The 26,563-nt window shown below is 64.5% G+C and carries 22 protein-coding genes; 7 read left to right on the plus strand and 15 right to left on the minus strand.

Annotated features, from left to right (window positions below; genetic code table 11):
* The 10 genes from NKH71_RS08385 to NKH71_RS08430 form a co-directional block, all read right to left on the minus strand.
* Window positions 1–945 carry an ABC transporter permease gene (locus tag NKH71_RS08385; protein WP_352480999.1) on the minus strand — a complete coding sequence of 315 codons (945 nt, stop codon included), beginning with the start codon at window positions 943–945 and terminating at the stop codon, window positions 1–3.
* Complete coding sequence (locus tag NKH71_RS08390) at window positions 942–1,997, minus strand: ABC transporter permease (protein ID WP_352788038.1); 1,056 nt, start codon at window positions 1,995–1,997, stop codon at window positions 942–944. Before NKH71_RS08390 ends, NKH71_RS08385 begins: the two co-directional genes overlap by 4 nt.
* Window positions 1,997–3,502 carry an ABC transporter ATP-binding protein gene (locus NKH71_RS08395; RefSeq protein ID WP_502895833.1) on the minus strand — a complete coding sequence of 502 codons (1,506 nt, stop codon included), beginning with the start codon at window positions 3,500–3,502 and terminating at the stop codon, window positions 1,997–1,999. Before NKH71_RS08395 ends, NKH71_RS08390 begins: the two co-directional genes overlap by 1 nt.
* A 183-nt stretch (window positions 3,503–3,685) precedes the next feature.
* On the minus strand, window positions 3,686–4,717 hold the full coding sequence (locus NKH71_RS08400; protein ID WP_023721351.1) for a BMP family protein: 1,032 nt from the start codon (window positions 4,715–4,717) through the stop codon (window positions 3,686–3,688).
* Between the two features lie 167 nt (window positions 4,718–4,884).
* Window positions 4,885–6,090 (minus strand): 3-oxoadipyl-CoA thiolase, encoded by a 1,206-nt coding sequence (gene pcaF, locus NKH71_RS08405; RefSeq protein WP_352494090.1) that lies wholly within the window; start codon window positions 6,088–6,090, stop codon window positions 4,885–4,887.
* Window positions 6,091–6,230: 140 nt separating this feature from the next.
* Window positions 6,231–6,992 carry an SDR family NAD(P)-dependent oxidoreductase gene (locus NKH71_RS08410; protein WP_023721353.1) on the minus strand — a complete coding sequence of 254 codons (762 nt, stop codon included), beginning with the start codon at window positions 6,990–6,992 and terminating at the stop codon, window positions 6,231–6,233.
* A gap of 11 nt (window positions 6,993–7,003) precedes the next feature.
* Window positions 7,004–7,816: an ABC transporter permease gene (locus NKH71_RS08415; RefSeq protein WP_023721354.1), complete on the minus strand. Its 813-nt coding sequence runs from the start codon at window positions 7,814–7,816 to the stop codon at window positions 7,004–7,006.
* On the minus strand, window positions 7,816–8,679 hold the full coding sequence (locus tag NKH71_RS08420; RefSeq protein ID WP_352481004.1) for an ABC transporter permease: 864 nt from the start codon (window positions 8,677–8,679) through the stop codon (window positions 7,816–7,818). Before NKH71_RS08420 ends, NKH71_RS08415 begins: the two co-directional genes overlap by 1 nt.
* 76 nt (window positions 8,680–8,755) lie before the next feature.
* A complete protein-coding gene (locus tag NKH71_RS08425; RefSeq protein WP_023721356.1) occupies window positions 8,756–9,919 on the minus strand; it encodes an ABC transporter substrate-binding protein in 1,164 nt (387 codons plus the stop codon).
* Window positions 9,900–11,030: an ABC transporter ATP-binding protein gene (locus NKH71_RS08430; RefSeq protein ID WP_352788040.1), complete on the minus strand. Its 1,131-nt coding sequence runs from the start codon at window positions 11,028–11,030 to the stop codon at window positions 9,900–9,902. Before NKH71_RS08430 ends, NKH71_RS08425 begins: the two co-directional genes overlap by 20 nt.
* 114 nt (window positions 11,031–11,144) lie before the next feature.
* Here NKH71_RS08430 and NKH71_RS08435 point away from each other — a divergent pair, with 114 nt between their 5' ends.
* Entirely contained in the window at window positions 11,145–11,957 is an 813-nt protein-coding gene (locus NKH71_RS08435; RefSeq protein ID WP_352481005.1) for a response regulator transcription factor, read from the plus strand.
* A gap of 8 nt (window positions 11,958–11,965) precedes the next feature.
* Here NKH71_RS08435 and NKH71_RS08440 read toward each other — a convergent pair whose 3' ends face one another.
* From NKH71_RS08440 to NKH71_RS08460, 5 genes are all read right to left on the minus strand, one after another.
* A complete protein-coding gene (locus NKH71_RS08440) occupies window positions 11,966–14,035 on the minus strand; it encodes a 3-hydroxyacyl-CoA dehydrogenase NAD-binding domain-containing protein (RefSeq protein ID WP_352788042.1) in 2,070 nt (689 codons plus the stop codon).
* Window positions 14,036–14,155: 120 nt separating this feature from the next.
* Window positions 14,156–15,103, minus strand: coding sequence for an ABC transporter permease (locus NKH71_RS08445; RefSeq protein WP_352894739.1), 948 nt, complete (start codon window positions 15,101–15,103; stop codon window positions 14,156–14,158).
* Window positions 15,104–15,105: 2 nt separating this feature from the next.
* The gene (locus NKH71_RS08450; RefSeq protein ID WP_352494089.1) at window positions 15,106–16,080 is read right to left on the minus strand and encodes an ABC transporter permease; all 975 of its coding nucleotides are present in this window, start codon (window positions 16,078–16,080) and stop codon (window positions 15,106–15,108) included.
* A 1-nt stretch (window position 16,081) separates the two neighbouring features.
* The gene (locus NKH71_RS08455) at window positions 16,082–17,602 is read right to left on the minus strand and encodes a sugar ABC transporter ATP-binding protein (RefSeq protein ID WP_023721362.1); all 1,521 of its coding nucleotides are present in this window, start codon (window positions 17,600–17,602) and stop codon (window positions 16,082–16,084) included.
* Between the two features lie 47 nt (window positions 17,603–17,649).
* Window positions 17,650–18,663, minus strand: coding sequence for an ABC transporter substrate-binding protein (locus tag NKH71_RS08460; protein WP_023721363.1), 1,014 nt, complete (start codon window positions 18,661–18,663; stop codon window positions 17,650–17,652).
* 215 nt (window positions 18,664–18,878) lie between these two features.
* On the opposite strand from NKH71_RS08460, the gene NKH71_RS08465 reads away from it, so the two are divergent.
* From NKH71_RS08465 to NKH71_RS08490, 6 genes are all read left to right on the plus strand, one after another.
* The gene (locus NKH71_RS08465; RefSeq protein ID WP_352894741.1) at window positions 18,879–21,317 is read left to right on the plus strand and encodes a glucan 1,4-alpha-glucosidase; all 2,439 of its coding nucleotides are present in this window, start codon (window positions 18,879–18,881) and stop codon (window positions 21,315–21,317) included.
* Window positions 21,318–21,331: 14 nt separating this feature from the next.
* Entirely contained in the window at window positions 21,332–22,348 is a 1,017-nt protein-coding gene (gene gnd, locus NKH71_RS08470) for a phosphogluconate dehydrogenase (NAD(+)-dependent, decarboxylating) (protein ID WP_352588112.1), read from the plus strand.
* A gap of 22 nt (window positions 22,349–22,370) precedes the next feature.
* Window positions 22,371–23,747, plus strand: coding sequence for a glucose-6-phosphate dehydrogenase (gene zwf / locus NKH71_RS08475; RefSeq protein ID WP_352788046.1), 1,377 nt, complete (start codon window positions 22,371–22,373; stop codon window positions 23,745–23,747).
* Window positions 23,748–23,766: 19 nt separating this feature from the next.
* Complete coding sequence (locus NKH71_RS08480) at window positions 23,767–24,471, plus strand: ROK family protein (protein WP_023721368.1); 705 nt, start codon at window positions 23,767–23,769, stop codon at window positions 24,469–24,471.
* A 164-nt stretch (window positions 24,472–24,635) separates the two neighbouring features.
* The gene (locus tag NKH71_RS08485) at window positions 24,636–25,100 is read left to right on the plus strand and encodes a Ros/MucR family transcriptional regulator (RefSeq protein ID WP_023721369.1); all 465 of its coding nucleotides are present in this window, start codon (window positions 24,636–24,638) and stop codon (window positions 25,098–25,100) included.
* A gap of 182 nt (window positions 25,101–25,282) precedes the next feature.
* Window positions 25,283–26,524: an MFS transporter gene (locus tag NKH71_RS08490; RefSeq protein WP_352788049.1), complete on the plus strand. Its 1,242-nt coding sequence runs from the start codon at window positions 25,283–25,285 to the stop codon at window positions 26,522–26,524.
* Window positions 26,525–26,563: the final 39 nt, after the last annotated feature.

Consider the following 26,563-nt stretch of genomic DNA (forward strand, 5'->3'; position numbering starts at 1 on the left):
CTACCGCTCTTCGCGCCGGAACGGCTTGAGCAGTGCCGAAGGAGCCACCGCATTGCGCGACATCACCGCCATGGCGACGATGGTGAAGATGAAGGGCAGCATCAGGAACGCCTCATAAGGAATGTGGCCGAGCCCACTTGCCTGCATGCGCAATTGCAGCGCGTCGACGAAGGCGAACAACAGTGCGGCGCCTGCCGAGCGCCATGGATCCCAGCGGCCGAAGACGACGAGTGCGATCGCCACCCAGCCACGCCCCGAAACCACGCCGAAGGTGAAGGCGTTGAACTGCGCCATCGACAGGAAGGCACCGGCCAGCCCCATCAAGGCGCCGCCGAGGATCACCGCCTGGGAGCGCGTCGCGATGACGCTGACGCCTGCCGAATCGGCGGCGCGCGGGTTTTCACCGACCATGCGGACCGACAGGCCCCATGGCGTGCGGTAGAGCACGAAGGCGGCCAGGGGAATAGACAGCATTGCCATGTAGACCAGCGAAAACTGGTTGAACACCGCCGGCCCAAGCACCGGAATACCGGATAATATCGGGATCGGCAGCGTCTCGAACCCCTTGATGTTCGGCGGTACCGATTGCTGGCCGAAGATCAGCCTGTAGAGGAAATAGGCAAGGCCTGAACTGAACAGCGTCACGCCGATGCCGCAGACATGCTGGCTGAGGCCGAGCGCCACCGTGAACAGCGCATGCACGGCGCCCATCAGCGCGCCGGTCAGCACGGCGGCGAGCACGCCAAGCCAAAGGCTGCCGCTGAGGCTCGCCGCGGTGAAGCCGGTCATTGCCGACAACAGCATGATGCCTTCGATGCCGAGATTGAGCACGCCGGCGCGCTCGGAAAACATCTCGCCCAGCGTCGCGAAGGCAAGCGGCGTGGCGATGCGGATGATGGCGGCCAGGAAGCCGACCTGGAATATCTGCTCCAGCACCACGCTCATTTGGCTATTCCCACGCGACGGATGCGATAGGCGGTGAACAGCAGCGCCACCAGCATGGCGAGCAGCGCCGTTCCCTGGATGACATCGCTGAGGAAGGCCGGAACGCCGGTCGCCCGCGACATCGCCTCGGCGCCGGTCATGACGGCAGCAAGGAAGATCGCCGCCGGCACGACGCCGAGCGGATTGAGCCTCGCCAGCATGGCGACGACGATGCCGGAATAGCCATAGCCCGGCGAGATGTCGCTCATCACCTGGAAATGCACGCCGCCGACCTCGCCGACGCCGGCAAGGCCGGCCAGCGCGCCTGATAGCAGCGCCGTCGAAATCAGCACCCGCTCGACATTGATGCCGCCATAGCGCGCGGCTTCCGGGTTCTCGCCGGTGACCCTGATGCGGAAACCAAGCGTCGTGCGCGCGACCACGAACCAGATGACCGGTGCGGCGACCAGCGCCGCGACGACGCCGAGATGCAGTCGCGTGCCTTCGAGCAGCACTGGGAAATTCGCTGAATCCTCGATCGGCGGCGAGATCGGGTAGCCGCTGAAACTATCCTTCCATGGGCCCTCGATCAGCGCCATCAGCGCGTAGAAAATGACCGAATTGAGCAGCAGCGAGCTGACCACGTCATCGACCCTGAATTTTACCCGCAGTGTGGCAGGGATCAGGGCGACGGCCGCGCCGGCGGCGGCGCCCGCCAGCGCCATCAGCAACATGGCGAGCGGCCCCGGCATCGGGATGGCGCCGACGGCACAGCTCGCCACCGCACCGGCCAGCAATTGCCCTTCGGCGCCGATGTTCCAGAATTTGGCGCGGAAAGCGACCGCCACGGCAAGACCGGTGAAGATCATCGGCGCGGCACGCACCAGCGTTTCGGTGATGGCGTAGCTGTCGCCCAACGACGCCGAAAACATCACGCCATATGCCTCGACGACGCCGGCGCCGGCCAATGCAATGAGGCCGCTGCACAGGATCAGCGTCGCGCCGATGGCGAGCAGCGGCAGCGCCAGATTGAACCAGGCGGGCGTTGAGGTGCGGGCCTCGAGACGGACCATCAGGCCTCTGCCCCGGTCATCATCAACCCGAGTCTGGCGACGCTGGCATCGGCGCTGTTCAGCGTGCCGACGATGCGGCCCTCATACATCACGGCAATGCGGTCGCAGAGCATCAGCAACTCTTCCAGGTCCTCGCCGATAACGATAATGCCGCAGCCCTTGGCGCGCATGTCGAGGAATTTTTCGTGGATGAAGCGCGCGGCACCAATATCGAGGCCGCGTGTCGGCTGCGAAACGATCAGCACCTTTGGGTCGAAGGCGAGTTCGCGCGCCAAAAGCGCCTTCTGCAGATTGCCGCCGGACAGCGCCCCGGCGCGCGTCATCGGCCCGGGGCAACGTATATCGTAGGCCTTGATCTGCGCCTCGGCGAAGGTGCGGATCGCATCCTGTCTGAGCAGGCCGTTGCGGCTGAACGCCACCGTGCCGATGCGCGGCAGCACCATCGAATCGGCAAGCGGCAGATTGGTGACCAGCCCGGTCGTCATACGGTCTTCCGGGATGCGGCCAAGGCCGAGCGCCTGCACTGCGCTCGGCGAGAACCGCGAAACGGCTTTGCCGGCTATCGTCATGCGGCCGGCATCGGGCGCTCGCACGCCGGAGATGACCTCGGCAAGCGCCCGCTGGCCGTTGCCGGAGACGCCGGCAATGCCGAGGATCTCGCCGCCGCGTACCGACAGCGACACATCGCGCAGCGCCATGCCGGAATGATGCGATGTCGAGATACCATCGAGGGTCAGCACCGCCGGACCCGGTGTCGACGGTCCCCTGGCCGGAGGCACGATCTCGTGGCCGCACATCAGCCGCGCCATCTCCGAAGATATCGTGCTGGCCGGCGTATCGACGCGGCCGGCAACGCGCCCGTGCCTGAGCACGACGCAGCGATGCGTCAGCGCCCGCACCTCGTTGAGCTTGTGCGAGATGAAGATGATGCCGAGCCCCTGTGCCGCCATCGAGCGCAGCGCCGAAAACAGTCCGTCGACCTCGGTTGGCGCCAGCACCGCCGTCGGCTCGTCGAGGATCAGCAGCCTTGCGCCGCGAAACAATGCCTTGACGATTTCGAGCCGCTGTTGCTCGCCGACCGACAGCGCCGAAACGGGAAGGTCCGGGTCGAGCGCCAGCCCATGCTGGCGGCCGATCTCGGCGAGCCGCGCCAGCCCCCCGGCGCGGTCGATCCGGCCCGATCTGCCGGGAATGCCGATCAAGAGGTTCTCCAGCACCGAAAGTCGCGGTGCGAGATGAAAATGCTGGTGCACCATGCCGATGCCGGCGGCCAGCGCATCGGCCGAGCTGTTGATCGCCACTGGCCGGTCCTGCACCAGGATCTCGCCGGCGTCGGGCGCATAGGCGCCGAACAGCACGTTCATCAGCGTCGTCTTGCCGGCGCCGTTTTCGCCGAGCAACCCGAGGATTTCACCCGGCGCGACGCTGAGATCGACGGCCTCGTTCGCCTTGACGGCGCCGAAGCTCTTGGTGATGCCGCGCATTTCGATGAGAGGGGCGGGCAAGGGCACTCCTGGTGAGAGATGGCGCGGATACCCTTCCCCCTTGCGGGGAGGTACCGAGCGAAGCGAGGCGGGAGGGGTCGCCTCAACCGCCTCGACTTTTGACTTAAGAGACGGAGCGCGTCGCGGAGGACCCCACCCGGCCCTGCGGGCCACCCTCCCCTCAAAGGGGAGGGGCGGGCGCACTCAGTCCGAGACCGGCGTATTCTCGTCCACGTCGACTCGGAAATTGCCGTCGAGGATCTCGGCCTTCTTCCTCTCGACCAATTCCTTGACCTCGGCCGGCAGCGTCTTGTCGAATTTATGGTACGGCGCGAGGTAGGAGCCGCCCTTGGCCATGCGCGAGAAATCGCCGTAATCCTGCGCGGTGAAGACCCCGGCCTTGACCAGCTTGATCGCCTGCTCGACGGTCGGATACATGTCCCAGACCGGCCCGGTGATCACCGTGTCGGGGCCGAGGCTCGACTGGTCCGACATGTTGGAGATGGCGAGGATCTTCTTCTCCGCCGCCGCTTCGATGACGCCGAAGCGCTCGGCATAGATGACGTCGACGCCAGCGTCGATCTGGGCAACAGCCGCTTCCTTTGCCTTTGGCGGATCGAAGAACGAGCCGATGAAGGCGACCTTCTTCTTGATGTTGGGATTGACCTCCCTGGCGCCGGCAAAGAAGGCGTTGACCAGCCGGTTCACTTCCGGAATGCCCATAGCCGCGACCGCGCCGATCGTGCCCGATTTCGACATCTTTCCGGCGATCATGCCGGACAGATAGGCCGGCTCGTGAATCCAGTTGTCGAAAACGCCGAAGTTCGGCTCGGCCGGCCCGGCGCCGGAGCCGAACAGGAAGGCGGTCTTCGGGAACTGCTTGGCGGTCCTGCGGGATTCGCGCTCGGCGGCGAAGGCATCGCCCAGCACCAGCTCATAGCCGCCTTGCGCATATTCGCGCATGACACGGCTGAAATCGGCGGTCTGCACCTTCTCCGACCATTTGTACTCGATGCCGAGTTCCTTCTCGGCCTTCTGCAGGGCGACGTGGATCTGGTTGTCCCACGGCTCCTCGATCGGCGTGGCGAAGATCGCCGCCACTTTCAGCTTCTTGGTCTTAGCAAAGGCGCTGCCCGGCAGCATCGCCGCCGCAAGGCCGAGCGCGCCCAGCTCCAGCACGTTGCGTCGCGAAAGCCCTTCGCGTTTCGATTGGATTCTGCTCTTCCCGTTGTCCATTGCATGCCCCTCTGATTGGCGCCGTGTCGAGCCGGCTCTCTTCTCTGGAATATCAGCGAAGGAACTATGGAACGGTGCCCGGCTTTTGTCCACATGGTCAAATTTGAAGGGCGGAACGACGTGGGAATTCGCGCAGCCGCACCTTCAGAACGGCCGGAGTTGCTCGCTCACAATCTCTCCAGCGCCACCGCTATGCCCTGGCCGACACCGATGCACATGGTCGCGAGGCCGTAGCGGCCGCCGCGTTCGCGCAGTTCCAATGCCGCCGTGCCGGTGATGCGCGCCCCGGACATGCCGAGCGGATGGCCGAGCGCGATGGCGCCGCCATTCGGGTTGACGTGCTCCGCATCCTCGGCAATGCCGAGTTGGCGCAGCACGGCGATGCCTTGCGAGGCGAAGGCCTCGTTGAGCTCGATGACATCGAATTGTTGCGGCTCCAGGCCGAGCCGGGCGCATAGCTTCTGCGTGGCCGGCACCGGACCAATGCCCATGATGCGCGGCGCCACGCCGGCGGTGGCACCGCCGAGGATGCGGGCGATCGGCGTCAACCCGTATCTTTTCACGGCGGTTTCCGAGGCGACGATCAGCGCCGCGGCACCATCGTTAACGCCCGACGCGTTGCCGGCCGTAACCGTGCCGCCTTGCCGGAACGGCGTCGGCAATTTGGCCAGCGCCTCGATCGTGGTACCCGAGCGCGGATGTTCGTCCTTCGAGACGACGATCGGGTCACCCTTGCGCTGCGCGATCGTCACCGGCGTGATTTCCTTTGCCAGCCGGCCATTGGCTTGTGCGGCGACCGCCTTGTCCTGGCTGCGCACGGCAAACGCATCCTGGTCGGCGCGAGAGACGGCGAACTCTTCCGCCACGTTCTCGCCCGTCTCCGGCATCGAATCGACGCCGTATTGCTTCTTCATCAGTGGATTGACGAAGCGCCAGCCGATCGTGGTATCGTGAACTTCGGCATTGCGCGAAAACGCGGTCTCGGCCTTCGGCAGCACGAACGGTGCGCGCGACATCGATTCGACGCCGCCGGATATCATCAGCTCCGCCTCGCCGGCCTTGATCGCGCGCGCTGCGATGATGACGGCATCCATGCCCGAACCGCAGAGGCGATTGACGGTCGAGCCGGAAATCTCCTTCGGCAGGCCGGCCAGCAGCAGTACCATGCGCGCCACATTGCGATTGTCCTCACCGGCCTGATTGGCGCAGCCATAGACGACGTCGTCGATGGCAGCCCAGTCGATGCCGGGATTGCGCTCGACCAGCGCCCTCAGCGGGATTGCGCCGAGATCGTCGGCACGCACCGCCGACAACGAACCGCCGAAGCGGCCGATCGGCGTGCGGATATAGTCGCAGATATAGGCCTCGGCCATTATGCAGCTTCCCTTTGCGCTGACGATTTCTGCTCCCGGCCCAGCCATGTTGGCCGCATTCTCCTTGAGACGAAAGCACATCTTGCCGCCGGCCGTTAGGCCAAAGGGAATTTCAGCTCCCGCCCGCCGGGAGCTGCGGATCAGCCGATGCTTTCACCGCCGTCGATCACCAACGCCTGCCCGGTCATGAAGGACGAGCGGTCGGAAACGAGAAACAGGATCGCTTCGGCGATTTCCTGGGCGCTGGCCCAGCGCTGCATGGGGATCTTGGTGCGGACATAGTTTTCGATCGCCGCCCGCCCGCCCATCTGCGCGATAAACGGTTCGTTGAAGGGCGTGTCGACCCAGCCGGGGCACAACGCGTTGACGCGGACATTGTGCCGGGCATAGTCGAGCGACATCTGCCGGGTCATCGCCACCACGGCATGTTTTGAGGTCGCGTAGGCGATCATTTCGCGGTCGTAGAACACACCCGAATTCGAGGCGGTATTCAGGATCACCCCGCCGCCTTGCGCGATCATCGACGGCATGACCAGCCTGGCCGCGAGGAACTGCGCCCGCACATTGATCCGCCAGGAGGCATCCATGCCGTCGGCGCCGACTTCGGTCAGCGTGCCGCCGACCTGGATCCCGGCATGATTGTGCAGGATGTCGATCCGCCGATGCCGGCCCAGCGTTCCTGCGACGAGTTGCTCGACCGCCGCATCGTCGCCGACATCGGTGGCGACGGCTTCGGCCCGACCGCCGGACGCACGAATGTCGGAAGCGGTTGCTTCCCCCGCCGCCTGGTCCCTGTCGGCGATCACCACGAGCGCGCCTTCCCTGGCCATTATCATGGCGCCGGCACGCCCGATCCCCGACCCGGCGCCCGTCACCACGGCGATGCGATCTTTCAGAATCATGTTTTTGTCTTTCAGTGGGATGGTTTTCGCTGGCGCAATTGCCATTGGGCGAGCACCACGAGCAGAACGGAGGCGACGAGCACGATCGTCGCGATGGCATTGATCTCCGGCGTGACCCCGCGCCGGATCGAGGCAAAGACATAGATTGGCAATGTCGTCTGCGCGCCGGCGACGAAAAAAGCGACGATGAAATCGTCGAAGGAGAATGTGAAGGCGAGCAGGAAGCCGGCGACCACCGCCGGCATGATCTGCGGCAACACGATGCTGCGGAACGTCGTCAGCGGGGTGGCGTAAAGATCGCTCGAAGCCTCGACCAGATTGCGGTCGAGGCTGCCGAGGCGCGTGCCGACGATCATCGCCACCAGCGCCATCGAAAACAGCCCGTGCGCGGCGATGATCGAGCCATAGCCGAGCGCCAGGCGCGGTGGCTGATCGTTCGGCCACAGCGAAGCGACAAACGGGTTGACCACCCCGAATAGCTGGACCAGCGCGACCAGCGTCGAGATGCCGATGACGACGCCAGGAACGACGATCGCAGCACCCAAAAGCGCATCGAAGACGGCTCGCGTCCGCGCGCCGACACGCGCCAGGCCAAGCGCCGCCGCGGTGCCGCAGAGTGCCGCGAGCAAGGCGCTGGTCGTGGCGATTAACAGGCTGTTCTTCAGCGCTTCGACCAGGAACGGGTTCGCCAGTGCCTTGCCGTACCATTGCACCGAGAAGCCAGTGAACTCGCTGGCGTGGTGGCCGGCGTTGAACGAGAACAGCACCACCAGCGCGATCGGCAGGTAGAGAAAGGCAAAGACCGCAACGACGAAGGCACGCATCAGATCAGGTCCACCCGGCGGGCACCCGAAAGCCGTGTCGAAATGCGGTTCGCGGCAAGCAGCACGACCACGGAAACCGCTACAAGGGTTATGGCGATTGCCGATCCGAACGGCCAGTTGCGCGATTGCAGGAACAGATCGACCAGCGCGTTGCCGATGAAGAAGACCTTGCCGCCGCCGAGTAGCGTTGGGATCAGATATTCGCCGAGCAACAGGATCATGACCAGCGAGAAGCCGGTCATCACACCTGGCAGCGACAGCCGCAGCGTCACGCCGAGGAATGTTGAGATCGGCGTCGCGCCGAGATCGGCGGAGGCCTCCAGCAGCCGGCGATCGAGCCGCTCGAGGCTGACATAGATCGGCAGGATCATCAGCGGCAGATAACCATAGACGATGCCGAGCAGAACCGCTCCCGGCGTATTGATCAGCCGCACATCCTCCATCCCGACATAGGCCAGCAGAGCTGGGACGCCGCGCCCGCCAAGCACATACATCCAGGCATAAGTCCGCATCAGCAGGCTGGTCCAGAACGGGATGACGACAAGCGCAAGCAGGATCAGCCGCCACCGCTCCGGCGCGCGCAAGGCGAGGTAATAGGCGACCGGATAGGCAACGAGAAGACAGGCCAGTGCACCGGCCGGCGCCAGCACCATGGTGTTCCAGAAGGCGGTCGCCCGCGCCGGAAGATTGGCATACTGCGCCAAGGTGAAAGCGGCCTGATAGCCGCCTTCCGGCGCCCGCTCGCCGACGCTGAAAACGGCGATCGCCACGAACGGCAAAACTAAAAACACCAACAGCCATGCGGTCGCCGGACCGAGCAGCAGGGCGGTCAGGAGATTGTGACGAAGAACATTGCTGCGCATTGAAAAATCGCCCCGATGCCGGCGGACATCTGTCCGCCGGGGGAGTTGCCTGCATCGGACCTTTGGTCCGCCCGGTTCAAGCCGACTTGAAGCGTGCCATCAATTCGGCCCGGCCCGGGTCGGTCAAGGTCGCGGCTGCACCGAATTCGAGTGGCTTGAGCAGATCCGCCGCCGGATAGAGGATCGGATTTTCCAGCACCTCCTTGGGCAGCAGCGCATTGACCCGCGCATCGGTGGAAGGCGCACCGTTGGCCAGGTGCTCCCTGACCGCGACTTTCGGGTTCATCAAATAGTTGAGCAAGGCATAACCCGCAGGCTTGTTGGGCGCATCCTTGGGGATTGCGTAGAAGTCGGTCCAGATCTCGCCGCCTTCCTTGCCAAGCACGTAGGCGATTTCGGGGATGTCGCGGTGGAGCTGCGCCCCGTCATTGGTCCAGCACATCGTCATCCAGGCGTCGCCGGCACGCATCGACGGCTGGTAGTCGCTGGAGACCGCGAACAGATGCGGCTTGACCTTCAGCAGCAATTCCTCCGCCTTGGCGAGTTCGTCCGGCTTCAGCGAGTTGAACGAGAAGCCGAAATATTTCAGCGCGTTGCCGATCGTGGTCAGCTGGTAATCATGAACCATGGTCCGGCCGTCGCCCTCCGCCATCGCCGTGTCCCAGAATTCCTTCCAGCTCGTCATCGGCTTGGCCAGTTTCTTGGTGTTGACGGCAAAGCCGGTGGTGCCCCAATTCTTCGGCACAGCGTAGGTCACGCCGTCGATGGTGCCTTCCCCAGTGAAGCGCGGGTCTTCTTGCGAGCCGTCATAATTGGCAAGCTTGGCCATATCGAGCGCTTCGATGATGCCGAGCTTCTTGTAAGTCGAGATCGTGTAGTTGGTTGGAACGAAAAGGCTCCAGCCCGAGGCGCCGGCCTGCAGCTTGGCCAGCATCTCCTCGTTTGAGCCGAACACATTGACCTCGACGGCAACGCCGGTCTCGGCCTGGAAATTCTCGAACGTCGCCGGGTCGTGATAATTGGGCCAGGTGGCAATCGACATGCGGTCGCCAAGACCTTCCTGGGCGAAAGCCGGCGTCGGCATGATGCCGAGCTCGCGGGCCATCACCGCCGTTGCGATGCCCAGGCCGGTAAGGCCAAGGAACTCGCGGCGGCCGATGGAACCCCGCTTGAGGCGCATCAATTGATCGACGAACTTTTCAGGGCTTATCGGCAGTCCGTCACGATATGATTTCGACATTTTTGTTTTCCCTCTGGTTGGTCCCGTTATTCTCCGGAAACGCCAGCGGCGTTCCGGCTGCAAAGCCGATGGCAACAGGTTCACCCGGCTTGAAGAGATTTCCACCGCCAATCAGATGATCGGCCTTTGCGAGCAGCGTCCCGATGCCCTGGACCTCGATTGCATATTCCGCGGTCGAACCGAGAAAGATCCGGTTGCGGACAAGCCCGTTCAGCCGGCCGCTTCCGGGCGCGCCGAGGCTTAGCGATTCAGGGCGCAGGCTGACCGAAACGGCTTCACCCTGAGCCAGCGAAGTCCGCTTGCGCGCGGCAATGACAGTGCCATCGGCAAGCGCCACCTCGACGAGCTTGCCCGAGAGCCCGACGACCTTGCCGCTCAACAGATTGGTCTTGCCGACGAAATCGGCGACAAAGAGGTCGGCGGGTTCGTCGTAGATTTCGCTCGGCTGCCCAAGCTGGACGATACGCCCGCCATTCATGACGCAGACGAAATCGCTCATCGACAGTGCTTCTTCCTGATCGTGGGTGACCAGGACGAAGGTGATGCCGATCTCGCGCTGCAGGTTCTGCAGCTCTATCTGCATGTCGGTGCGCAGCTTCTTGTCGAGCGCCGCCAGGGGCTCGTCGAGCAGCAGCACCGCCGGTTTGTTGACCAGCGCCCGCGCCAGGGCGACACGCTGCTGCTGGCCGCCGGAAAGCTCATGGATCTTGCGGCGTCCATAGCCGGCAAGCCGCACCATGGCGAGCGCCTCGCCTGCTTTCAGGCTGATCTCGCGCGACGACAGGCGCGGCCGCGCCTGGCGCAGGCCATAGGCGATGTTGTCCTCGACATCCAGATGCGGAAACAACGCATATTGCTGGAACACCATGTTGACCGGCCGCCGATAGGGCGGCGTGCCGGCCATGTCGTGGCCACGGATGAATACCGCGCCTTCGCTTGGCTGTTCGAAGCCGCCGATCATGCGCAAACAGGTTGTCTTGCCGCAGCCGGACGGCCCGAGCAAGGCGACAAAGGCAGACGGCGGGATGGCAAGATCGATGCCGCTGACCGCGATCACGCTGCCGTAGCGTTTGGTGACCCCGCGAAACTCGATGTCGGGCACTGCGGTCAAAGCTGCGGGCTCCAGCGGCTAGTTGATCTCGAAACGCTATCAGAGCCAATGGCGGCTAGTATATACCTCCCAGGTGGTATATTTTGTCTATTTTCTCGTCTGGAGGGGTATGAATTGGGCGTTTCGCGCAGCGATGAATACAGCCGGCTCGCTGCGCTCATCGCAGCGACGCGGGAGACCAGCGGCGAGCTTTTCGGCAAGGCAATGGTGGCCTGGCTCCGGCAGCATGTCAGCTTCGATCATTGCGTGATCTTCGGCTATCGCGGCGCCTTACGCCCGCCGCTGCTGTTCGAGACATTCTCGCCGGCCGACAGCCACGTCTTCGTCGCGCTCTATCAGGAAGGGCCTTATCTGCTCGATCCGTTCCACCATGCTGCGGTCGAGCGCAAGGAAGGCTTTTGGCGCATGCGCGAATTGGCGCCGGATCGCTTCTATGCCAGCGAATATTACCGCTCCTATTACAGCCAGACCAGACTTGCGGAGGAGGTCGGCTTTTTTGTGCCGCTGCCGGGAAAGGACGCACTGGTGCTCTCGCTGATGCGATTGCGCGCTTCGGGACCTTTCGGAACCGCCGATGCGAGGTTGCTGCGCGACATGGCGCCTGCGGTGATCAATCTCATCAGGCTGCGCTGGCATGATCTTCCGGCCGACAAACCGGCAGAGACGAAGCAGGACGAAACGATTGCTCCAGTCAGCGAGTTCGAACGTGCTCACATCTGGAAGAGCCTTTCGCTCACGCCGCGCGAACAGCATGTCGTCGACCTGGTGCTTCAGGGCCATTCCACGGAATCAATCGCCAGGGCGATGCGCATCGTGCCGGGAACCGTAAAAGTCCATCGCCGTAACATCTACCGCAAGCTCAAGATCAAATCGCAGGCGGGCCTATTCGCGCGTTTTGTCGAGATCATGGATGCACGGATTCGGTAGTCCCAAGTTCAGCCGGCAGCGCCGTCCCAGGAACCGGTTTCGGCCATTTGCCTGAGCAGAGGTGCCGCCCGGAAGACGTCCTCGCCGGTCTGCTGGTGCCAGTGATCCAACCGCCGGATGATCTTGTCCACGCCTTCGCGGCTTGCCCAGAACATCGGCCCGCCCTTGCCGACCGGGAAGCCATAGCCGTTGACCCAGACGACGTCGATATCGGACGCGCGGGCGGCAATCTGTTCCTCGAGGATTTTGGCGCCCTCGTTGATCATCGGATAGAGCGTGCGCTCGATGATCTCCTCGGCGCCGATTGCCCGCGGTGCAATGCCGCGTTCAGCAGCCTTGTTGTGGATGAGCGCTTGGACCTCCGGATCGGGCAGCGGCGTGCGCGAACCGTTCTCATAGCGATAGAAGCCGCTGCCGGTCTTCTGGCCGAAATGGCCCTGTTCGCACAACGTGTCGGCGATGTCAGCCGTCTGGCCACGCGCCTTGCGGTTGCGCCAGCCTATGTCGAGGCCGGCGAGATCGCTCATCTGGAACGGCCCCATCGGCCAGCCGAAATCGGTGAACACCTGGTCGACCTGGCGCGGCATTGCACCCTCGAGCAGAAGCGCCTCCAGTTCCGCACCCCGCGCCGCCAGCATGCGGTTGCCGACGAAGCCGTGGCAGACGCCGACGACGACCGGCACCTTGCCGATCCGCCGCGCCAGATCGACGATGGTCGTCAGCACGTCCGGCGAGGTCTTGTCGGCGCGGACGATTTCCAGAAGCTTCATGACGTTAGCCGGCGAAAAGAAATGCATGCCAAGGAGATCTTGCGGCCGCGACGTCGAAGCGGCGATCTCGTTGACGTCGAGATAAGAGGTGTTGGTGGCAAGGATCGCGCCCGGTTTGGCCACCGCATCGAGCCTGCCGAATACCTCCTTCTTGACCGCCATTTCCTCGAACACAGCCTCGACGATCAGGTCGCAATCGGCGAGGTCTGCATAGTCGGTGCTGCCCCTGAACAAAGCCAGCCGCTGGCGCTTGGCGTCTTCGCTCAGCGACCCGCGGGTGACGGAAACGGCATAGTTCTTGTCGATCGTCGCCAGCCCGCGTTGCAATGCTTCCTGCGTTGTTTCCAGCAAGGTCACGGGAAGACCGCCATTGGCGAACGCCATGGCGATGCCGCCGCCCATCGTGCCGGCGCCGATGACGCCGACCCGGGCGATCTTGCGCCTGACGACATCCTTGCCGGCAAGCTTTGCCGCCTCACGTTCAGCGAAGAACAAATGCCGCTGCGCGCGTGATTGGTCGCCGGCGACAAGCTTGACGAACAGGTCGCGTTCGGCCGCCAGCGCTTCGTCGAAGGGCAGCGTGAGGGCGTCGCGGACCGACTGCGCACAGGCTATCGGCGCCTCGAGACCGCGCGCTTTGCCCGCAAGCGTTGCCGCCTCCTTGTCGAAGGCCGGCAAGTCGGCCTGGTCGAGGCGATCGTTGCGGTCGCGCACCGGCGTGAACGGACCGCCTTTCGCGGCCGTTTCGCTGGCGAAACTCACCGCTTGCGCGGTCAGGTCGCCATCGAAGACGGCATCCACCAGACCGGCGGCGCGCGCCTCGGCCGCATTGATCGGCGTTCCCGAAACGATCATGCTGAGTGCCTTCAGCGGACCAACCAAGCGCGGCAGGCGAACCGTGCCGCCGCCGCCCGGCAGCAGGCCGAGCTTGACTTCCGGCAGGCCGAGCCTTGCCGCTCGGTCGGCAACACGGAAATGGCAGCCGAGCGCCAGTTCCAGGCCGCCGCCGAGCGCAGTGCCGTGAATGGCGGCGACCGTCGGCTTGGCGATGGTTTCCAGCACGGCGACAATGGCGCGCAATTCCGGCTGCTGCGCCGGTCTGCCGAATTCGGTGATGTCGGCGCCGGCGACGAAGGTCCGCCCGGCGCAGGCTATCACGATTGCTCCCACCGACGGCTCGTCCCGCAGGGAAACGAGCGCCCGCATCAACGGCTCGCGCACATGGAAGCTCAGCGCGTTGACCGGCGGATTGTCGATGGTCACCAGCGCGACGTTGCCGTGCCTTGTAGTGCTGACGAAATCGGGCACGCAAACCTCATACAATGATGTTGGCCAGGAGCCCGACGGGATTTACAGCGCTGGCATGCGGATGGGAACCACATGTTTGCGGGCCGGATCGATATCCTCTCGCCGCCGGGTGGCCTTGCCTTAGCGCAGCGCCTTCTGCCCGCCGGCCGCGGTGATGACGCCGACGATGATCAGCCCGGTCAGCACCAGGCGCACGCCGACGCTCACGCCGAACGTGTTGAGCATGGTCAACAGCAGCACGAGGAACAGCGCCGCGCCCCAGACCCCCGGCACATTGGCCTTGCCGCCGGCTACCGACGTGCCACCGATGACGACGACCGCGATCGACGCCAGCAGATACTCATTGCCGATATCGACATTGGCGCCGCGGAAATAACCGGCGAGCAGTGCACCGTCGAGGCCGCCGAGCGCGCCCGACAGCGTGTAGGTGAGGAAGCGGGTGCGGCCGACATTGACGCCTGCCAGCCAGGCGGCGCGGATGTTCTGGCCGATCGCCAGCACCGAGCGTCCGTAGATCATGCGCTGCAAAACGATGCCGGCGCCGATGGTGAACAGCACGGTCAGGATCGCCAGCACCGGGATACCGAACACCTGCCAGTTGGTGAAATCGGCAAAGCCCGGCGGCGGCTTGATCTGCAAGCCGCGCCCATAGCTGATATCGACTGACTGGATGACGAAGCTGGCCGACAGCGTCGCGATAATCGGCGGAATGCGCAGCGCCCATATCAGCAGGTAGTTGACGGCACCGATCGCCATGCCGCAGGCAAGCGCGGCCAGCAGCCCGACCGCGATCATCGCCTCATTGCCGTCCATGACCTTCATGGCGACAGCACTGACAAGGCCGATATTGGCCGGCAGCGACAGGTCGACATTGCCCGGCCCGAGCGTGATAACGAACATCTGCCCGACGCCGACGATGACGGTGAAGACGGCGAGCGACAGCGCCGCCGTGATCATCCCGCCTCCGCCATAGCCGCCGGTGAAGGCGATCGTCGCCAACCACACCAGCAGCGCCCCGAAGAACGACCAGATCCAGGGTCTGGCGAGCAGTGTCCGCAGCGAGACCATGCTCACCTCTCCCTGCGGCTGATCAGCACCCGGGCCGCCAGCACGATGATCAGGATGGCGCCATTGGCGGCAACCTGCCAGTCGGGCGGAATGTGCATGAACGTCAGCAGTGGCGATGCGGCCAGCGCCAGCGTCAACGCGCCGATGACGGCGCCGATCGGCGACACCCGGCCGCCGACGAACTCGCCGCCGCCGAGGATGACGCCGGCGATCGAAAGCAACGTGTAGCCATTGCCGATATTGGCATCGGCCGAGGTGGTGATGCCGATCAGCGCCATGCCGGACAAAACGCCGAACAGGCCGGTCAGCGCAAACAGCGCGATTTTGGTACGGAGCAGCGACCAGCCGGCGCGCTTGAGTGCGGCTGAATTGCCGCCCGATCCACGCAGGATGACACCATAGGAGGTGCGCATCAGGCCAAAGTGGACGACCGCCGCGATCAGCAATGCCGCGATGATCGGGAACGGAATGACGGGTGGCTTGAAGGCCATCAGCGCCAGCAGCCAGTCCGGCGCCTTGCCGCCGGGCTTTGGCAGGATCAGGATGGCCAGGCCCTGCCAGACGAAGCTCATGCCGAGCGTCACCACGATCGAGGGCAGGTTGCGCAGATGGATCAGCGCGCCGAGCAGCGCGTAGACACCGATCGACCCGAGCAGGATGACGACGCCGAGCAACGGCGCGTCCTTCAGCCATGTCGCCGTGACGCAGCCGACGAAGCCGACAAAGGTGCCGATTGACAAATCGAGCTCGTTGCCGGCGATGACGAACATCTGCGCGATCGTCGCCAGCGCGATCGGGATCGCCAGATTGAGCATCAGGCTGAAGCCGAAATAGCTGATGGCGCGCGGGTTGAGCCAGGCGATAGCGATGAGCACCAGCGCCAACGACAGTGCCGGCAGCAGGCTGCGCAGCATGCGCGCCCGCCTCGTGGCGCGAGCCGACGATTTTAGCCCATTCTCGATGGATGCCGCCGTCATCTCAGGCCGCGTCGCCAAACGAGGACTGGATGATCTTTTCCTCCGTCAGTTCGTCGCGACGAAGGTTGGCGACGATCCGGCCGTTCTTGAACACATAGATGTGGTCGCAATTGTCGAGCTCTTCGGTTTCGGTGGTGTACCAGAGGAATGTGCGGCCATGGCGAGCTTCTTCGCGCACGAGATCGTAGACTTCGAGCTTGGTTCCGATATCGACGCCGCGCATCGGATCGTCCATCAGCACGATCTTGGCGTCGGAGCCGAGCGCCCGCGCGAACAAGGCCTTCTGCTGGTTGCCGCCGGACAGCGAGAAGATGTTGTTGTTCATGTCGGGCGTGCGGATGCCGATTTTCCGCTGCCACAGCTGGGCGAGCTCGGCTTCGCGCTGCGGCGAGATCAAGAGGCCGTTGCGCAATCGCGCCAGCGAACGGATGCCGATGTTCTCGGCGATCGACCATTGCGGAAAAATCCCGTCCGACTGGCGGTCGCCGGCAACCAGCGCCACCGGCGCGGTGACCTCGATGCCGGTCTTGGCGCGGGAAGCCGCGGCAAAGATCGCCAGCAACAGGTCGGTCTGGCCATGCCCGGCAAGTCCGGCAAGGCCGATGATCTCACCGGCACGGGCGATGAGCTCATTGCCGTCCTGCTGTCGCGCCGGCCGCGCCCGGACCCGCAGCGGACCGGGCTCCGGCTTGCCGCTCGCAATCTCTGCGGCGGCCTTCTCGCGCGCCTCCGCTCCGCCCATCGCCGTCACCAGCCTGTCGCGGTCGAAGGCGTCGGCCTGCCCGGCGGCGACCACCTTGCCGTCGCGCATCACCACGATGCGATCGGCATTTCCGAGCACTTCGCCCAGCACATGCGAGATCAGGATGCAGCTCTTGCCGGCGGCGATGAAGCGGCGCACGAACGCCAGCAGCTGGCCGGCGGTATGCGCATCGAGCGAGGATGTCGGCTCGTCGAGGATGACCAGTTCGAGCGGCTCCTGCGTGACCGTGAAGGCGCGCGCCACCTCCACCATCTGCCGGCTGGTGATGGAAAGATCGCCGACGATGTCGGATGCCGAGATGCTGTGGCCGGGGAATATCTCGTCGAGCTTGGCGGCAATCAGATGGGCGGCCTTGCGCCGCCAGCCGAAGCCATTAAGCGAGGCGTGGTTGATCCGCGTATTCTCGGCGACGCTGAGGTTCGGGCAGAGCGACAGTTCCTGGAAAACGCAACGTATGCCGAGCTGCTGTGCGCGCGGCACCGAATAACTTGCCTCGACGCCGCCGCGGACCGCGATCTGCCCGCTGTCGGGGGTAAGCGTGCCGGCCACCATATGCATGAGCGTCGACTTTCCGGCGCCGTTATGGCCGACGAGACCGACGCATTCTCCGGCACGAACGCTGAAATCGACACCGTCGAGCGCCCTGACGGCGCCGAAATGTTTTTCGGCTCCGTCCAGTCTTATGATGTCCATACTGACGGCGCCGAAATGTTTTTCGGCGCCGTCAGGCCTGATGATGTCTGCACTGGCCTCGGGCATGCCTCAACGATACCCGGTTATCTGTGGCGGCAACAATAGTGCCATGCTCACTTGATGTTGGCCTTGATCGCCGCGACGGCGTCTTCCTGCGTGTATTCGTGGCTGGCGACGCCGCCCTTCGGAATCTTCGGCAACGCTGCCTCGAAATCGTCCTGTGTGAAGGCGAGATAAGGAACCAGCAGGTCGTGCGGCACGTCGGTGCGGCCGTCGAGCACTTGCTGCGCCACCCAGAAGGCAAGCGTCGATACGCCTGGCGCGATCGAAGCCGACCAGGTCTGGTAACCGTCCTTTTCCTTCTGCTCTTTCCACCATTGCAACTCGTCCTGGCGATTGCCCATGATGATGGTCGGGCGCGGCTTGCCGGCGGCGGCAAAGGCCTGCGCCGCGCCGTAGCCGTCACCGCCCTGGTCGACGACACCGACCACATCCGGCAGCGACGGCAGGATCGTCGCTACGGCCTTCTGTGCCGTGGTCTGGTCCCAGTCGCCGGTCACCGAGCCGACGATCTTGAACTCGGGATGGGCGGCGACACCTTCGAGGATGCCGGCATGGATGGCATCGTCGATCGAAGTGCCGGCAAGGCCACGGATTTCCAGCAGATTGCCACCCTTGGGCTGGAACTTGGCCATCTGCTCGACTTCCTGCTTGCCCATGTCCTTGAAGTCGACGACGACGCGGTAGGCGCAGGGTTCGGTGACGATGCCATCGAAGGAGACGACGACAATGCCGGCGTCGCAGGCCTGCTTGATGGCGCCGTTGAGGGCATCCGGAGATGCCGCGTTGATGACGATCGCGTCATAGCCCTGCAGGATCAGGTTCTGCACCTGGGCTGCCTGCGTCGGCACTTCCTTGTCGGCCGTCGTGAAGACGTCGGCGGCGCCGACCACCTTGTCGGCGACTGCCTTCTTGGTGACGATGCCGTAGCTGTCCAGCATCGCCTGCCGCCACGAATTGCCGGCGTAATTGTTGGAGAAAGCGATCTTTTTGCCGCTGGTATCGGCAAGCGCGGTGCCTGCGGCAAGCATCGCTGCAAGGGCGCCCAAAACGAATATTTTCTTCATGTCATACTCCTCCCGTGAGTTGCTGTCTTACTGGTGGCTAATGGCTGGCTGGTGAATGGCTGATACGCTCACAATGCTGTTTTTTATCTATTATCAGACAAATGCAGATAGCCAGCAAGCTGTCAACATCAATCCATGGCCGACGATCAACTTGCGGTGCAATCATTGAAACCGGTTCGACTCCTGGTCTAGGGATGGCGATGGAGACCGATTAAATGGCAGTGAACCTTGCCCCGGGTGCACCCGGCATTCCGGCGCGCTGGACGTCGAGCGCCAAGAGCGGCGTCGGCACCGCGCTGTCGCCGGCCTGCCCGATCTGGTTCACCATCAGCCACGGTATCCTCAACGAGATCTACTATTCCCGCCTCGACAGCGCATGCACCCGCGATCTGGGGCTGATCGTCACCGGACCCGACGGCTATTTCTCCGAAGAGAAGCGCGACGCCGAACATCGCATCGAACCCCTCGAGGACGGGGTGCCTGCCTATCGGCTGGTCAACACCGCAGCCGATGGAAGCTACCGGATCGAGAAGCGCGTCCTCACCGATCCGGAACGTCCCGTCTTGCTGCAGGAGATCATGTTCACGTCGCTCAAGGGTGCCGCCAGCGACTACCGCGTCTACGCGCTGCTGGCGCCGCACCTCGTCAATGCCGGCATGGGCAACACTGCCTGGATCGACGACCATGAAGGACAGCCTGTTCTGTTTGCATCGGGACGCGGCGTCTGCCTGGCGCTCGCCTCGTCGCGGCCGTGGAAGGCGTGCGCGGCCGGCTATGTCGGCGTCTCCGACGGCTGGCAGCAGCTTCGTCAAAGCGGCCGGCTCGATCCGGCCTGCCGCAGGGCCGAGGACGGCAATGTCGCGCTGACCGGTGAGATCGCCTTTTCGGCTGCGAACCCAAAAATGTTGCTGGCGCTGGGCTTCGGCACGACGCCGCAACAGGCGGCGGAAACTGCTTTCGCCAGCCTGAACCAAGGTTTTGGGCCCGCAGCCGGATCCTACGTCGACAAATGGCGCCAATGGCAGGCCGGATTGCTGCCGCTGGACCGGCATGCGGTGTCCGCCCTCAATCCCTACCGCCTCAGCACGGCGGTGCTGGCGACACACCGCTCGTCGACCGGAGCAGCCGTGGCCAGCCTGTCGATCCCGTGGGGCTTCAACAAGGGCGACGACGATCTCGGCGGCTATCACCTGGTCTGGCCGCGCGATCTGGTCGAAACCGCCGGCGGATTCCTCGCCGCCGGCGACCCGGCGGAAGCCTTGCGCATCCTTGGCTATCTGCGCTCGATCCAGCAGCCGGACGGCCATTGGCCGCAGAACGCCTGGCTCGACGGGTCGGTCTATTGGCCGGGCATCCAGATGGACGAGTGCGCCTTTCCGCTGCTGCTCGCCGACGCGCTGCGCCGCGCCGGGCATTTGCCGCCTGCGGTACTCTCCTCCTTCATGCCGATGATCGAGCGCGCTGCCGCCTATGTCGTACGCAACGGCCCCGTCACCGGCGAGGACCGCTGGGAGGAAGACGCCGGCTACAGCCCGTTCACGCTTGCCGTCGAGATCGCCGCGCTGCTTGCGGCTGCGGACATGTTCGATGCCGCCGGCAAAACAGAGCCGGCAAACTATCTGCGCGAAACCGCCGATGTCTGGAACGATCAGATCGAGCGCTGGACCTACGTCACCGGCACCACCGCATGCGACGAGGCCGGCGTCGAAGGCTACTATGTCCGCATCGCCCCGCCCGACAGGGCCGGCGCCGCATCGCCGAAGGACGGCTTTGTGCCGATCAAGAACCGCGCGCCCGGCGATACGGACCGCCCGGCCGAAGCGATCGTCAGCCCGGATGCGCTGGCGCTGGTCCGCTTCGGCCTGAGGGCAGCCGACGATCCGCGCATCCTCGACACGGTCAAGGTCATCGACGCGCAATTGCGCTGCGAACTGCCGCAGGGCCCGCTCTGGTACCGTTACAATGGCGACGGCTATGGCGAGCATGCCGACGGCGCACCGTTCGATGGAACCGGCCAGGGCCGGCCCGGGCCGCTGCTGGTCGGCGAGCGCGCCCATTACGAGTTGGCGGCGGGACGCAAGGACAGAGCGGCAAGCCTTCTCAACACGTTCGAGAACTCTGCCGGGCCGGGCGGCCTGCTGCCGGAGCAGGTCTGGGATGGTCCCGATATGCCGGAGCGCGAATTGCGGCATGGCGGCCCCTCCGGCAGCGCCAAGCCGCTGGTCTGGGCGCATTCCGAGCACATCAAGCTGCTGCGGTCGCTGCGCGACGGCGCCGTGTTCGACATGCCGCCGCAAGGCGTCAAGCGCTATATCGAGGGCAGGACGGTGTCGCGCCTCAGGGCATGGCGCTTCAACCACAAGATCCGTACCATACCGGCAGGCAAGGCGCTGCGCATCGAACTTCTGGCTCGGGCGGTGGTTCATTGGAGCAGCGACAATTGGGCCACCGTCCATGACAGCGAGACCGCTGCGAACCTTTTCGGCATCCATCTTGCGGAATTGCCGGTTGCCGACGCCGCTCCGGGCAATAGCCCGGACAATAGCATTGTCTTCACATTCTTCTGGTCCGATGCCGGACGTTGGGAGAATGTCGACTTTTCCGTTGGTATCGACGATGCCGCACAGCCACTAGATCATCGATCCCTCAAGTAAGGCAGGACGAGACCATGCAGATAGGAATGATGGGACTGGGCCGGATGGGCGCCAACATGGTTCGGCGCCTGCTGCGTGATGGCCACGAATGCGTCGTCTACGATATCAACCCGGCGAGCGTCGCGGCGCTTGTGACCGCCGGCGCGGTCGGAGCCCCCTCGATGGAGGAGTTCGTCGGCAAGCTGGCGAAGCCGCGCAGCGCCTGGCTGATGCTGCCGGCGGCGATCACCGGCCGGATCGTCGACCAGGTGGCCGCCTTGATGGAGCCGGGCGACATCATCATCGACGGCGGCAATTCCTATTATCATGAGGCCGTCGACCACGCCGCACGCCTGGCCTTGAAAGGCTTGAGCTATGTCGATGTCGGCACCAGCGGCGGCGTCTGGGGCCTCGAGCGCGGCTATTGCCTGATGATCGGCGGCCCCGACAGCGCGGTGCAGCATCTCGATCCAGTCTTCGCAACGCTGGCGCCCGGCGCCGACGCCGCTTCGCCTGCGCCCGGCAAGGACGCCGGAACCGCTCCCTTCGGCTATCTCCACTGCGGACCAAGCGGCGCCGGCCATTTCGTCAAGATGGTCCATAACGGCATCGAATACGGCGTCATGGCCGCCTATGCCGAGGGCATGAACATCCTGAAATCGGCGAACGCCGGCAAGCGGCAGCGCACCGCCGACGCCGAAACCAGTCCACTCGAGAACCCGCAATATTACCAGTTCGACATCGACATCGCTGAGGTGGCAGAGGTCTGGCGGCACGGCAGCGTCATCGGCTCGTGGCTGCTCGACCTGACGGCCGGCGTGCTGAAGGCCGATTCGTCGCTGACACAGTTCGGCGGGCGGGTCTCGGATTCCGGCGAAGGCCGCTGGACGCTGAAGGCGGCGATCGACACCGGCGTGCCGGCGCCGGTGCTGTCGTCGGCGCTGTTCGACAGGTTCTCCTCGCAAGGCGAGTCCGAATTCGCCGACAAGCTTCTGTCCGCCATGCGCTATGCCTTTGGCGGCCATGTCGAAAAACCCAAGGCCGGCTCGTGACGGGCGACAGGGAGGCACGCCCATGAGCCAGGAACGATCGGACACGCTGGTGCTTTTCGGCGCCACCGGCGATCTCGCCCACAAGAAGATCTTCCCCGCCCTCTACGCCATGGTGGCCAAGGGAACGCTGAACGAGCCGGTGATCGGCGTCGCCTTCGATCCTTGGGATATCGCCAAGCTGCAGGCGCGCGCCCGCGACGGCATCGTCAACGCCATCGGCAGCATCGACGAGAAGATCTTCGCAAGGCTCGCGTCGCTGCTGCGCTATGTCAGCGGCGACTACCGGGCGCCTGCGACCTTCGATAAACTGAAGACCGCGCTCGGCAGCGCACAGCGGCCGCTGCACTATCTGGCGGTGCCGCCCGCCATGTTCGAGGTCGTCGTCCAGGGACTGGAGCAGTCGGGCGCCGCCCAGGGCGCACGCCTGATGGTGGAAAAGCCGTTCGGCCATGATCTGCAATCGGCGCGCTGGCTGAACCGGGTACTGCATCTGGTCTTCGACGAAAAGTCGATCTTCCGCATCGACCATTATCTCGGCAAGGAGGCGATCCAGAACTTGCTCTATTTCCGCTTCGCCAATTCCTTCCTCGAGCCGATCTGGAACCGCAACTTCGTCGAGAGCGTGCAGATCACCATGGCCGAGGATTTCGGTGTCGAGGGCCGCGGCCGCTTCTATGACGAGGTCGGCTGCATCCGCGACGTCATCGAAAACCATCTGCTCAACATCCTCTTGCTGCTCGCCATGGAGCCGCCGGTCGGCCGCTCGGCCGACGATCTGATCGACGAGAAGGTGCAGGTGCTGCGGGCGATCCGGACGCTGACCAGGGACGATGTCGTGCGCGGCCAGTTCGACGGCTATCTCAACGAGCCGGGCGTGGCGCCGAACTCGCCGGTCGAGACCTTCGCGGCGGTGCGCTTTTTCGTCGATACCTGGCGCTGGCAAGATGTGCCGTTCTTCATCCGCGCCGGCAAATCCCTGCCGGTGCACGCCACCGAGGTCATCGTGCGGCTGAAACGGCCGCCGCTCGACGTCTTCGATCCAATCAAGCCCGGCGACTGCAATCACGTGCGCTTCCGCATCGATCCGCAGGTGGCGATCTCGATCGGAGCCCGGCGCAAGGCGCCCGGCGACGACATGGTCGGCGAGCAGGTCGAGCTCACCGCGCTCGACGATTCGACGGGCGACATGCCGCCTTACGAGCGGTTGATCGGCGACGCTATGAACGGCAACGGCCAGCTGTTCACCCGCCAGGACGCCAGCGAGCTCGCCTGGCGCATCGTCGGCCCGGTGCTCGGCGACACCACGCCGCCCGCGATCTACGCGCCAAAGACCTGGGGGCCGACCGAAGCGATGACTGGATTCGGCCCGCCGAACGGCTGGATCAATCCATCGAAATGATTTCTGGGAGGCGAAAGCGATGGCCAAAGCGGTGAAGCGACCGGCACCCGACGCCGAAAAGATCGTGCTTGCGATCGATATCGGCGGCTCGCACGTCAAGATCCGCACCAGCGCCGGCGGCGACGAGCGCAAGACCGCTTCCGGACCGGAGCTGACGCCGCAGCAGATGGTCGCGGCGGTGAAGACGCTGGCCGAAGGGCTGCAATACGATGTCGTCTCGATGGGCTATCCGGGTCCGGTGCACCACAACCGGCCGCTCACCGAACCCGCCAATCTCGGCAAGGGCTGGGTCGGCTGCGATTTCGCCGCTGAGTTCGGCAAACCGGTGAAGGTCGTCAACGATGCGCTGATGCAGGCCGTCGGCAGCTATGAAGGCGGCCGCATGCTGTTCCTCGGCCTCGGAACCGGCCTCGGGGCCGCGATGATCGTCGACAACGTCGCCCAACCGATGGAGCTTGCCCATCTTCCCTACAAGAAGCGCGGCAGTTTCGAAGACTATGTCGGCGAACGCGGCCTGCAAAAGCGCGGCAAGAAGAAATGGCGCAAACACGTCTTTGACGTGGTCGACCGGCTTCGCGCCGCCATGCAGCCGGATTACGTGGTCATCGGCGGCGGCAATGTCGAGGAACTCGCCGACTTGCCCGCCGATTGCAGACGCGGCGACAATACACGCGCCTTCGAGGGCGGATTTCGACTGTGGCGCGACAAATCCCTGATTATCTGATATTGCTGATTGTCTGATATTATCGAGCACCGGCTCAGGGTTGTTAATCCCGCGCTGCCGTTAGTATTATTATTCAAAATAATGTGTGACGTGGTGCGGCGTCATTGCATTGCGCAGATTTGCCGACTAGGAATTTCTGCGACCCCCACGGACGGAGAAATAGATTGACCGACGACAACAACAACGCTCGCAAAGACATCGACCTGCTTGAGCTGACCGCCCATATCGTGTCCGCATATGTCGAGAAGAACCGCTTGCCGGCTTCCGGCCTCGGCGATCTCATCGCCAGCGTCAGCGCTTCCATAGGCGGGCTCGGGCAACCGGCAGTGCCGGTCGCCGCGCCGCTGACGCCTGCCGTCAATCCCAAGAAATCGGTGACGCCGGACTACATCATCTGTCTCGAGGACGGCAAGAAGTTCAAATCCTTGAAGCGCCATATCGGCGTCCATTTCGGGCTGACGCCCGACGCCTATCGCGCCAAATGGGGCCTGCCGTCCGACTACCCGATGGTCGCCCCCAACTACGCGGCCTCGCGTTCGCAGCTGGCCAAGGCAATCGGTCTCGGCCGCAAGGCCGCCCCGCCCGCGCCCGTCAAGGGCAGGGGCAGGAAGGCCAAGGCGACGGCCTAAAGCGTTCGGAGCAGGTCCGGTCGCTCCGCCAGCGGCAACGCCCGGCGGAGCGGAAATTGTTGATCCAGGCCGGATTTTTGCGCGCGCCCTGCGCTGAACTGCGCTAAAGGCTCTCTTGGCCGGACCAGCGCCCATCGTGGAAGTGCCCCGCCGGCCGACATCGCCGCCACGGGGCCTGATCCATGACCACAGAATCCCAAGTACCGCCTGACCAGCGTTATGCCGCCTTTCGCCATCGGCCGTTCCTGAGCTACTGGGCGGCGCGCTTCCTCTCGACATTCTCCACCCAGATCGTGTCGGTCGCCGTCGGCTGGCAGATCTACGATCTGACCCGCGACCCGTTCGACCTTGGGCTTGTCGGCATCGTCCAGTTCCTGCCTTCGCTGCTGCTGGTGCTGGTCACTGGCGACGTTGCCGACCGTTTTGGACGCCGCCTGATCATGGCGCTGGCGGTGCTGGTCGAGGCGGGCTGCGCTTTGGCGCTTCTGTTGCTGACGCTGCGCGGCCTCTCCGGGCCGATGCCGGTCTTCATCGTGCTCGCCATGTTCGGCATCGCGCGCGCCTTCTTCGGGCCGGCCTCGTCATCATTGTTCGCCAATCTGGTGCCGCCCGAGGATTTCGCCAACGCCATCGCCTGGAACTCGTCCGCCTGGCAGACGGCAACCATCGTCGGGCCGGTCGCCGGCGGTCTGCTCTACGGGCTTTCGGCCGAAGCCGCCTACACCACCGCGGCCGCGCTGATGCTCATCGCCGCCGTGCTGATCTTCACCATCCCGAAGCCCGCCCAGCGCAGCCGGACCGACAGACCGACGGTACGGACCCTGTTCGCCGGCTTCGGCTATATCTGGAGCGAAAAGATCGTGCTAGGCGCGATTTCGCTCGATCTGTTCGCGGTGCTCCTGTCCGGCGCCTCGGCGCTGCTGCCGGTCTATGCGCGCGATATCCTCGAACTCGGCCCATGGGGGCTCGGCCTGTTGCGCTCGGCGCCCGGCGTCGGCGCCATCTGCGTCGCCATCTGGCTGGCCGGACACCCGATCCGCAACCATGCCGGCCTTGTCATGCTCGGCTTCGTTGCGCTGTTCGGCGCGTTCACCGTCTTGTTCGGCCTCTCGACCATCACCTGGCTGTCGATCGCAGCCCTTGCCCTGCTCGGCGCCACCGACATGTTCAGCGTCTATATCCGCGAGACGCTGATCCAGCTGTGGACGCCGGACGACGTTCGCGGCCGCGTCAGCGCCGTCAACCAGGTGTTTGTCGGCGCCTCCAATGAGCTCGGCGAATTCCGCGCCGGCACCATGGCCGCGCTGATCGGCACGGTTCCGGCCGTGGTGGTCGGCGGCGTCGGCGCGATCGCTGTCGCCGGTCTATGGGCGGTGCTGTTCCCACAGCTGCGCAAGGTGCGTCATCTCAGGGGGCGAAACTAAAGCGCGACGCGCTTTAGTTCGTTTGTTTGTGCATGTCGT

Source organism: Mesorhizobium sp. M0983 (assembly GCF_040318975.1).
GTDB lineage: Bacteria > Pseudomonadota > Alphaproteobacteria > Rhizobiales > Rhizobiaceae > Mesorhizobium.

Bases quoted from the DNA above. Each gene is read 5' to 3' on its own strand.
- NKH71_RS08385 (WP_352480999.1), bottom strand. From the start codon at position 945: ATGAGCGTGGTGCTGGAGCAGATATTCCAGGTCGGCTTCCTGGCCGCC.
- NKH71_RS08390 (WP_352788038.1), bottom strand. From the start codon at position 1,997: ATGGTCCGTCTCGAGGCCCGCACCTCAACGCCCGCCTGGTTCAATCTG.
- NKH71_RS08400 (WP_023721351.1), bottom strand. From the start codon at position 4,717: ATGGACAACGGGAAGAGCAGAATCCAATCGAAACGCGAAGGGCTTTCG.
- pcaF (WP_352494090.1), bottom strand. From the start codon at position 6,090: ATGGCCGAGGCCTATATCTGCGACTATATCCGCACGCCGATCGGCCGC.
- NKH71_RS08410 (WP_023721353.1), bottom strand. From the start codon at position 6,992: ATGATTCTGAAAGATCGCATCGCCGTGGTGACGGGCGCCGGGTCGGGG.
- NKH71_RS08415 (WP_023721354.1), bottom strand. From the start codon at position 7,816: ATGCGTGCCTTCGTCGTTGCGGTCTTTGCCTTTCTCTACCTGCCGATC.
- NKH71_RS08420 (WP_352481004.1), bottom strand. From the start codon at position 8,679: ATGCGCAGCAATGTTCTTCGTCACAATCTCCTGACCGCCCTGCTGCTC.
- NKH71_RS08425 (WP_023721356.1), bottom strand. From the start codon at position 9,919: ATGTCGAAATCATATCGTGACGGACTGCCGATAAGCCCTGAAAAGTTC.
- NKH71_RS08445 (WP_352894739.1), bottom strand. From the start codon at position 15,103: ATGGTCTCGCTGCGGACACTGCTCGCCAGACCCTGGATCTGGTCGTTC.
- NKH71_RS08450 (WP_352494089.1), bottom strand. From the start codon at position 16,080: ATGACGGCGGCATCCATCGAGAATGGGCTAAAATCGTCGGCTCGCGCC.
- NKH71_RS08455 (WP_023721362.1), bottom strand. From the start codon at position 17,602: ATGCCCGAGGCCAGTGCAGACATCATCAGGCCTGACGGCGCCGAAAAA.
- NKH71_RS08460 (WP_023721363.1), bottom strand. From the start codon at position 18,663: ATGAAGAAAATATTCGTTTTGGGCGCCCTTGCAGCGATGCTTGCCGCA.
- NKH71_RS08465 (WP_352894741.1), top strand. From the start codon at position 18,879: ATGGCAGTGAACCTTGCCCCGGGTGCACCCGGCATTCCGGCGCGCTGG.
- gnd (WP_352588112.1), top strand. From the start codon at position 21,332: ATGCAGATAGGAATGATGGGACTGGGCCGGATGGGCGCCAACATGGTT.
- zwf (WP_352788046.1), top strand. From the start codon at position 22,371: ATGAGCCAGGAACGATCGGACACGCTGGTGCTTTTCGGCGCCACCGGC.
- NKH71_RS08480 (WP_023721368.1), top strand. From the start codon at position 23,767: ATGGCCAAAGCGGTGAAGCGACCGGCACCCGACGCCGAAAAGATCGTG.
- NKH71_RS08490 (WP_352788049.1), top strand. From the start codon at position 25,283: ATGACCACAGAATCCCAAGTACCGCCTGACCAGCGTTATGCCGCCTTT.